A 1,999-nucleotide genomic window follows, 5' to 3' on the forward strand; every position below is an offset into this window, starting at 1 on the left:
CTTCGACCAGATCCGCGAAGCGGGCGAGAAGTTCGGCCGACTGTTCTCACGTGAAGCGGCGCAAGCCTTCGCCATGATCGTGATGGCGCTGCTCACGCACACGGCGAAAGGGTTCGCGGAACAGGTGGCGACACTGCCCGGCTCGGCTCAAGTGTCGCTTCATGCGGCGAAGCGGGAAGGGATCCTGCTGTCCGAGGTCGGCGCGGTGGAATCGGTGGCCGTGACGGAGGACGGCTTCAGCATGGCGCTGGCCCCGGGCGCGGTGGCCATGGCGGCGAGCGGCGGGCGCCGCAATCGCGTTGAGAATCACCACATCGGAACCAGGGCGAACAAGATCTCTACGTTGCGCGGTGGCCCGTGGACTCCCAGGCTCGAAGAACTGTACGCGCGAGCGGGGATGGGGCTGGAGGACACCGAAAACATCGTGCCTATCAAGGGGCACAAGGGACCGCACCCGCAGCGCTATCACGAACTCGTCTACGAGCGCTTACGGAGGGCGCTGGGAGACTGTAGCGCCGTGCAGGAGTGCCGAGAGAACCTCACGGATGCGCTCAGGAAACTAGCACGCGAAATCGCCACACCCGGAACAGAACTCAACCGACTCGTCACCCTCGGGAAATGACGCTAGAACGTCTGTATGCCCCGGCGCTTCTTCAAACTCGCTGACGATGTGTCCGTTCCCCGTCGCTGGCACCTGACAACCCCCATCGACAGTCAGGGCCGTAGGGTGCACGACTGGGATTTCACGAGGGGAGCGCCCGTATCCGAAGCGGGAGTGGGACGGCTGAAAATCCCCATCAAGATCGCGGGCAGGCCGCTGGACTTCTCCGAAGCGGGGATAGGGATCCCCGTCGTCCACGTCAAGATCGGGTCCGTGCTGTCAGAGCAAGCCCCAGGGGACGTGCAGTTGATCCCAGCAGACATTGAGGGCCAACCGGATCAGTACCTCGTCTTTGTTGCAACGCGCCTCATTCGCTGCATCGACGAGAAAGCATCCAAGGTGCAGTTTTGGACCCCGGAGGATGGACGTCCCGACAAGGTGGGAACGTACTGGGCCATAGATGATCTACGCATCGACAAGGCGAAGGTCGGAAGCGCCAAGGTGTTTCGTCCCGAAGGCTGGGAGGTCGCCTTGATCGTCTCCGAGGAGATCAAGAGCGCCCTAGAGCACATGCGCGCTACAGGAACACGCTTCATTGAGGTCTAGCCAAGTCCCGCCGCACGTCGGCGCGGCTTGCTGTGAGCGCTGAGGGCTCGTGGAGCGCCTCCAGGCCGGTCACGTCAGACGGTCAGCTCGCCGTGGTTGCTGGGGCTCGTGGAGCGCCTCCAGGCCGGACACGTCGGACGTGGGCCTCGTGGTGCGCGCTGGGCTCGTGGAGCACCTCCAGGCCGGACACCGCGACGCGGGCCTCGTGGTGCGCGCTGGGCTCGTGGTGCACGTCCAGGCGGTCACGTCGACGCGGGCCTCGTGGTGCGCGCTGGGGCTCGTGGAACGCGTCCGGGCGAGCCAGACGCGGGCACGTCGGACGCGCTCCTCGTGGCGCGAGCAAGGCACCACATTCGAGCAGGATTTGGAGCGGATCCGCCTGCCCGCAGAGCCCGTGGGTTCCTAGCGCGAACACCCCCCGGCAAATCCTCCTCTGCCGGGTGGCTGCCCCCTAACCTGCTCCCCTGCTCACACAAAGGGGGGCCCCATGCCCTGGCGAATTCTCTGGAAGGCCGAAGTGCTGTTCCTTGCCGTGTTGGTGCTGAGGCATCCCCTCATAAAAGTCCGAGGCTCTCGCGGAAGACGGGTTGTTCGCAGACGAGTTGAGCGAAGCGTTCGAGCAGCGGGCGCAGGCGGTGCTCGGGCATGTTGGGGATGGCTTGGTAATACATGCAGCCCTGGCGGAAGAGCGAGTAGGTGCGGCGCTTGACGGTGTTGGCCTTGAGGTAACGCTCCATGCCCAAGCTCTCGCCGGCCGCTCCCAGCAGCGTCAGCAGGGCGCAGGCCAAGGCA

Annotated in this window: 3 protein-coding genes and 1 pseudogene; 3 read left to right on the plus strand and 1 reads right to left on the minus strand. The window is 65.0% G+C overall.

Features of this window, described 5'->3' with window-relative positions; genetic code table 11:
* The 3 genes from ACJ8AT_RS24315 to ACJ8AT_RS24325 form a co-directional block, all read left to right on the plus strand.
* The coding region (locus ACJ8AT_RS24315) for an AHH domain-containing protein (RefSeq protein WP_407740224.1) at positions 1-622 on the plus strand (622 nt) is incomplete at its 5' end.
* Positions 623-637: 15 nt separating this feature from the next.
* Positions 638-1,207 (plus strand): imm11 family protein, encoded by a 570-nt coding sequence (locus tag ACJ8AT_RS24320; RefSeq protein WP_407740225.1) that lies wholly within the window; start codon positions 638-640, stop codon positions 1,205-1,207.
* A gap of 139 nt (positions 1,208-1,346) precedes the next feature.
* A complete protein-coding gene (locus ACJ8AT_RS24325; protein WP_407740226.1) occupies positions 1,347-1,613 on the plus strand; it encodes a hypothetical protein in 267 nt (88 codons plus the stop codon).
* A 148-nt stretch (positions 1,614-1,761) separates the two neighbouring features.
* Here the strand turns inward: ACJ8AT_RS24325 and ACJ8AT_RS24330 are convergent.
* Positions 1,762-1,999: pseudogene (locus ACJ8AT_RS24330) on the minus strand (IS4 family transposase); the annotation flags it as partial.

The sequence above is a fragment of the Hyalangium sp. genome (genome assembly GCF_045802625.1).
GTDB lineage: Bacteria > Myxococcota > Myxococcia > Myxococcales > Myxococcaceae > Hyalangium.

Coding starts and splice junctions, on each gene's coding strand:
- ACJ8AT_RS24320 (WP_407740225.1), top strand. CDS start 638: ATGCCCCGGCGCTTCTTCAAACTCGCTGACGATGTGTCCGTTCCCCGT.